The organism is Methylobacterium sp. J-026 (assembly GCF_022829585.1).
GTDB lineage: Bacteria > Pseudomonadota > Alphaproteobacteria > Rhizobiales > Beijerinckiaceae > Methylobacterium.
On record NZ_JAKSYC010000037.1, the window covers coordinates 23,126 to 29,330 of the forward strand.

Sequence of the window (6,205 nt, forward strand, 5' to 3'; positions counted from 1 at the left end):
GCCGCCGTATCTCGCCCTCGCGCCCGGGGCCGTGGCGGTGCTAGGGGGGCGCGGCGACGCCGAAGAGTTGGAGGACTTGCCCGTGACGCCACCACCCAGCGACGCCGACAAGCCCGGATCCGGTGGCCGCAGGCCCGATCCCGCGCCCGCCAGACCCGGGCAGCCCAATCCGTCCGGGGCGGAGACCCGCGCGTCCGCCGCGCCGGCCGGCGTGACCGGAGGCCCGAAGCCGGGCCTGCCGGGATCGTCCGGGGCCGCCAAGCCGCCGCAGACGGCCGTTGTGCCGCCGCAGACAACCGTTGTGCCGCCGAAGCCGGCGACCGAGCCGGTCGTGGCCGCCAAGCCCGGCGCGATCGACGCGAAGCCCGAAACGGGCAAGACCGGCTCCGCGGCGGACGGCCCGAAGCCGTCGGTCGGCCCGGCCGCGCAGCCGAATGCCATCAAGCCCGACGTTTTGACGTCGGAGGCCGCCAAGGCCGCGGATTCCAAGGATACGTCATCGAAGCCCGAGACCGACAAGGCCGAGCCACCGAAGCCGGGGGCCTTCGCGGCGTCGGGCCCGGACGCCGCGAAGGCGGGGGCGTCGACGGCCTCGGCCACGGCCGGCGGGCGCGTCGAGCCCGGTAGGCCCGATCCCGCGCGGAGCGAGCCGCCGAAGCCCGGCCAGCCGGGAGCGGGCCCGCAGCCGGGTTCCGGCCCGCGTCCGGGCGCATCCGCCTCGGGCGCCGCGGGCACGGTCGCGGCCGGCGCGGTGACGTCCGGGCCGATCATCGACATGAAGGCCAAGCGCATCCCCGACCCGCCGACCCCCGGCAAGGAGGCGTCGAAGGAGCCGCCACGGGAGTCCGCGAAGGAGCCGCCGAAGGGGCCGATCCCGGGGGTGGCTCCCGGCGGCGCCGCGTCCGCCGCCGCGGCGCCGGCTGCCCGGTCGCGCGCCGGGTTCGGCTCCCTCGCCACCGCGGGTTTGCTCGGCGGCGTGATCGGGGCCGGCCTGTTGTTCGCGGCCGAGACGGCCGGTCTCGACCCGGACCCGCGCCTGAACGCCCTCGATCAGAAGCTCTCGGGTCAGATCGCCGCCCTCGGCACCCGCCTCGACGGGCTCGCGCCCCGGGACGCCCTGGCTGCCCTCGACAAGCGGGTCGCCACCGCCGAATCGTCCGCCAAGCAGGCCCTGGACAAGGCCGCCAGCGCACCGGCGGCGGCCGCGGCGGACGGATCCGTCGCCGCACAGGCGCCGGCCGTGCCCGCCGATCTGGCGGCGCGGCTCGACAGCCTCGATCAGCGCGTGGCCGCCCTCCAGGAGGAGCCTGGTCGGGACCAGCCGGCGGAGTCCAAGCTCAACGCGGTCCAGGACAACGGAAAGCAGTTCACGGATCTCGATGCGCGCCTGAAGGCGTTGGAGGCGAACGGCGCCAAGCCGGGCGCAGGCGAGGAGGCGTCCAAAAAGATCGCCGCGCTTCAGGGTGAGGTGGAGCAGAGGACCAAGGCGAACGCCGATGCCGATGCGGTTCTCGGCCAGCGCCTCGACACGCTCCAGCAGGCGCTCGACGCGCGGGTGAAGGCCGCCACGGAGGCGGTCCAGGCGGCCACCCAGGCGAGCCGCACCGCCGCCGAGGCGGGGCAGACCCAGGCCGCGGAGGCCACGAAGGCGGTCGACCGGCGCCTTCAGGAGCAGGCCGACAAGATCGCTGCCCTGGACAAGAGTGTGGCGCAGCGCGCGGAGGCGGCCACCGTCCAGGCGGCCCTGCGGGTGGTCGTCGCCGACCGCGTGGCCGCGGCCCTGGAATCCGGGTCTTCGTATGCGGAGCCTCTCGCGACCCTGCGCAAGCTCGATCCGGCTACCGAGGCGCAGGCCAAGGCGCTCGCGCCCTTCGCGGAGGCGGGCGCCCCCACGGCGGCTCAACTCGCCGACGCGTTCCGGCCCATCGCCGAGCGGATCGCCGCGAAGCGGCGGGCGCAGCGGGTCAAGACCGCCGCCGGGACCGGCGACTTCCGCGCCAAGCTCCTGAGCATGGCCGACGGCCTCGTGCAGGTGCGCAAGGCCGATGCCCCGGCCCCAGAGGCCGCCGATCAGCCCGAGGGCAAGGTCCAGGCGGCCTTGGATCAAGGCGACCTGCCCGCCGCCGCCACGGCCTTCGCGGCGTTGCCGCCCGAGGCGCGGGACGAGGCCGGCGATTTCGGCGCCAAGCTCAAGGCGCGGGCCGAGGCCGAGGAGGCCGCGCGGACGCTGCTCGGAACTGCCTTCAAGGCCCTCCCGACCGGCACCGCGTCCGCCCCCGAAGCCGCCCCCGCCGCGTCCCCCGGCCGCTAGGTCGGTGATCGCCGCGATCCGCGCCCTGCGCGGCCGCAACCTCTCCGGGCGGGCGTGCAGGCGCTCCGCCCCTCCCGCACACAGCGACCGTCGCCGCGCGGCCGTCGACAGGAGACACTGATCCCATGTGGCGCGCCCTCGCCTTCCTGGCCCTGCTCGCACTCGCCGCCTTCGGGGCGGTCTGGATCGCCGACAGGCCCGGCACCGTCACCATCGTGTGGGACGGGTACCAGATCGGCACCAGCCTCGCGCTCGCCCTCGTCGGCGTGATCGTCGCGGCCGTCGTCCTGGGGCTGCTCTGGGCGATCGTGCGCGGCGTCATCGGCCTGCCCGAATACCTGGTCCGCGGCTCCGCCGAGCGGCGCCGGGCCAAGGGCCTCTCGGCCCTGTCCCGGGGCATGGTGGCGGTGGGCTCGGGCGACCCCCTGGCGGCCCGCCGGTTCGCGGGCGATGCCGAGCGGCTCCTCGGCACCGAGCCGCTGACCCTCCTGCTCAAGGCGCAGGCGGCGCAGATCTCCGGCGACCGGGATGCCGCCGAGAGTGCCTTCCAGCGCATGGTTGACGATCCGGAGACCCGGGTGCTGGGCCTGCGCGGCCTGTTCGTGGAGGCCCGCCGCCGGGAGGACGAGACCGCCGCCCGCGCCTACGCGGCGGAGGCCGCCCGCCTCGCCCCGAGCGTCACCTGGGCCAACGAGGCCCTGCTCGAGGCGCAGAGCGCCGACGGGGACTGGGTCTCCGCCCTGGAGACCATCGAGCGGCGCTCCTCGCTCGGGCTGATCGACAAGGCCGGCGCCCGGCGCCAGCGGGCCGTCCTCCTGACGGCGATCGCGGGCGAGCGCGAGGCCGGCGAGCCCGAACTCGCCGCCGAGCGCGCCCTGCACGCCATCAAGCTGGCGCCCGATCTGGTTCCGGCGGCCTGCATCGCCGGGCGGCTGCTGGCCCGTCGCGGCGACCTCCGGAAGGCCGCGCGCATCGTCGAGGCGGCCTGGAAGGCCAACCCCCATCCCGATCTGGCCAAGGTTTATCTCGGCCTGCGCCCGGGCGACTCCGTCCGGGACCGCCTCGCCCGCGCCGAGGTCCTGGCGAAGCTGTCCGTCTGGGATCCGGAGGCCCGTCTCGCCCTGGGTCAGGCCGCCCTCGACGCGCGGGACTACAAGCGCGCCCGGGAGGCCGTGAAGCCCTTGCTCGCCGAGCGCCCGACCGTCCGCGCCTGCCTGATGATGGCGGCGATCGAGGAGGCCGAGCACGGCGCCGCCTCGGGCCAGGCCCGCGAGTGGCTCGCCCGGGCCGCTCGGGCCCCCCGCGACCGCGTCTGGATCGCCGACGGGATCGCCTCCGAGACCTGGGCTCCGGTATCGCCGGTCAGCGGCCGGCTCGACGCCTTCGCGTGGCGGGAACCGCCGAACACGCTGGCCGCCCCGGCTGCGGTCGAGCCGGAATCGGAACCGGCCGCGCCCGTCCTGGTCCCGGCCGGACCGAGCGGACCCGGTCCGGTCCCGATCGAAAAGAGCGCGCCGGGACCGAACCCCGCCGTCGCTGCGCCGACGACGGGCGCGCCGAGGACCGCCGGGACGGATCCGGTCTCGGCCGGGATGGCGGCGGTCGCATTGCCGGCCTCCGGTTCCGCCGATCGCGCGGTGCTCCGGACCGGATGACCGGCTTCGTCGCGGTTGCGCGGGCGCTCCGGGATACGGCCGGTGGTACAGGTGTTGTATAAGGGCCGTAGACATCCCTCTAGCGCTGTCCGTCGCGAGACTGTGATCCCGGCTGTGCACCGCGCCGCCGCCGACTCGAGGACCCGATCATCCGCCTCCCCCCGCCCGCTTCGGACACGCCGCCGGCCCGGCCGGATCCCCGAGTCGTTTCGTGTCGCGCGGTGCGGCCGTGACGGTCCTCGACGATGACGGCGAGCCGCGGCGGCAGGTCGGCGCCCTGCCGTTCCGGCAGGGGCGGGACGGCAAGCCCAAGATCCTGCTGGTGACGTCCCGGGAAAGCCGGCGCTGGGTGATCCCCAAGGGCTGGCCGATGAAGGGCCGCAAACCGTTCGAGGCCGCGGCCCGGGAGGCCTACGAGGAGGCCGGGCTGCGCGGGGCGGTCGGCAAGCGGCCGATCGGCCATTATCTCTACCAGAAGCGCCTGAAGAACCTCGAACCCGTCCTGTGTCAGGTGAAGGTCTTTCCGCTGGAGGTGCGCAAGCAGCTCAAGCACTTCCCCGAGGAGAACCAGCGCGAGTTGCGCTGGTTCTCGCCCAGGGACGCGGCCGAGGCGGTGTCCGAGCCGGGTCTCGCCGCCCTCATTCGCGCCGCCTGCCGCACGTAAAACGTCCGGATGGAACGTGCGGCGTTGCCAACGCGGCGGCGATCCGTTATGGCCCCATTCGGCCGGACGGACACGCCCCCCGCGGGGCGCTCCGGTCACCTGCTGCGGTAGCTCAGTGGTAGAGCACTTCATTGGTAATGAAGAGGTCGACAGTTCAATCCTGTCTCGCAGCACCATACACTTAGCTCGGATTTCGGGCTCTCCAAAAAGCCTCTGGGTAACGCATCGGGTAACAGCCGATGCACACGATTTCGCGTCCTTTTGTCCGCACGAGCTGCGTTCCTAGGCTGCGGTGTCCGACAGATTCACCTGTCGACAACCCCGGAAGCCAGCAACTTCGAGGTCCCCCATTCGCTACCCTCCGGCGCCGCCTGGGCGGGTGTGGAGTGCGTAACGATGGCCTCGATTAAGATCCGCGTGGCGGGCGACGGTTCGTTCGGCGTCTATCGGAACGGGGCGGCCGTCGCGTCCGGCCTGACACGGGCTCAGGCCGAGCGCTGCGCGACGGTCCTGAGCTGGATTGCACCGAGCCACTAGCCGTTCCTGTCTGATCGGATCCATAGCCGCATACCCCGAGTGTCGCACGCTCTTTGCTTTCGACGCCGCGTCGGCGGCGTTGGGCGCCTTGCCGACCTCCACGCCCGCCCCGCGGCAACTTTCTCGGAAGCAGCGGGCGGGCGTGGATGCACGGTTTTTGCTTGGCTGCTGCGTCGGGTCTCCTCTCGACCTCCACGCTCGCCCTAAGCATCGCCCCCGATGCAGAGGGGCGGGCGTGGTTGCCATCAATAGCCCTCAAGCCGCTTCGTTACCGAAGCCAGTAAAAGCCGACGGGAGGGCCGTGCCGGTCACGGCTAGGATGGCGCGGGCGGCCGCGGCGATTTTGTCCTCATTTTCCCAGGGCTTACCTGCCAGCGCGCCCTCGACCTGAAGGGCCAGCGCGAGGCCGATCACGCCCAAGCCCTCCAGCGTGCTGGGAGCCGGCAGGGCCAGCACTTCGGCAATCAGCGCCCACATGGCGTTGTCTACGATAAGCGCGGCCTTGTAGGCGGGGTTGTCGGGATGCTCATCCTCAAAGACAGGTCGCACGGCCATGGCGGCAGCGTGCGCGGCGATCAGACGATCCCGAAGCGTGACGTGCGGATCAGAGGGATTGCGGCTCCTGCGGGCTTCCAAGCGCTCGCGCAGGCTTGCTGCGCGCATCGCCAATGCAGCTCGCGTGACAGGGCCACCAGAAGCGACAATCGAGGGGCCCGGCGTCTGACCGGACCCCGCTGATAATAAGGGCGCGTGAGCGCCAGCAGCGGGTAATAAGGGCGTGCGTGTGCTATGGGCGTGAGTAGCCATTGACGTAGCTCCAGTGCGTGGATGGTCAGGGCCGGGAGGAAGTTACCGCTTCCGCTCGGCCTGCTTTTGTGATTAAATGTAGTTGGATTACGTGTCAACTACATTTAATGGACGCCATGGGCCGCCCACCTGTCGACACACCCAAGTCCCTGCCGGTGTCGCTCCGGTTGCCGCCTGAAGTGAAGGCGGCTGCTGAGAAAGCCGCGAAGGACGACATGCGGTCGATGTCCA

The 6,205-nt window shown here is 72.7% G+C and carries 5 protein-coding genes and 1 tRNA gene; 5 read left to right on the top strand and 1 reads right to left on the bottom strand.

Features of this window, described 5'->3' with window-relative positions; genetic code table 11:
* The first annotated feature begins 82 nt into the window (after positions 1-82).
* The 5 genes from MKK69_RS02305 to MKK69_RS02325 all read left to right on the top strand — a co-directional run bounded on the left by MKK69_RS02305 (position 83) and on the right by MKK69_RS02325 (position 5,167).
* Complete coding sequence (locus MKK69_RS02305; protein ID WP_243965123.1) at positions 83-2,311, top strand: translation initiation factor 2; 2,229 nt, start codon at positions 83-85, stop codon at positions 2,309-2,311.
* Positions 2,312-2,436: 125 nt separating this feature from the next.
* Positions 2,437-3,966, top strand: coding sequence for a heme biosynthesis protein HemY (locus MKK69_RS02310; protein WP_243965124.1), 1,530 nt, complete (start codon positions 2,437-2,439; stop codon positions 3,964-3,966).
* A 229-nt stretch (positions 3,967-4,195) separates the two neighbouring features.
* Complete coding sequence (locus tag MKK69_RS02315; protein ID WP_243965130.1) at positions 4,196-4,630, top strand: NUDIX hydrolase; 435 nt, start codon at positions 4,196-4,198, stop codon at positions 4,628-4,630.
* Between the two features lie 101 nt (positions 4,631-4,731).
* Positions 4,732-4,806 (top strand) — tRNA-Thr (locus tag MKK69_RS02320).
* A gap of 220 nt (positions 4,807-5,026) precedes the next feature.
* The gene (locus MKK69_RS02325) at positions 5,027-5,167 is read left to right on the top strand and encodes a hypothetical protein (protein WP_243965126.1); all 141 of its coding nucleotides are present in this window, start codon (positions 5,027-5,029) and stop codon (positions 5,165-5,167) included.
* Positions 5,168-5,422: 255 nt separating this feature from the next.
* Here MKK69_RS02325 and MKK69_RS02330 read toward each other — a convergent pair whose 3' ends face one another.
* Positions 5,423-5,830 carry a hypothetical protein gene (locus MKK69_RS02330; protein WP_243965128.1) on the bottom strand — a complete coding sequence of 136 codons (408 nt, stop codon included), beginning with the start codon at positions 5,828-5,830 and terminating at the stop codon, positions 5,423-5,425.
* Positions 5,831-6,205 lie beyond the last annotated feature (375 nt).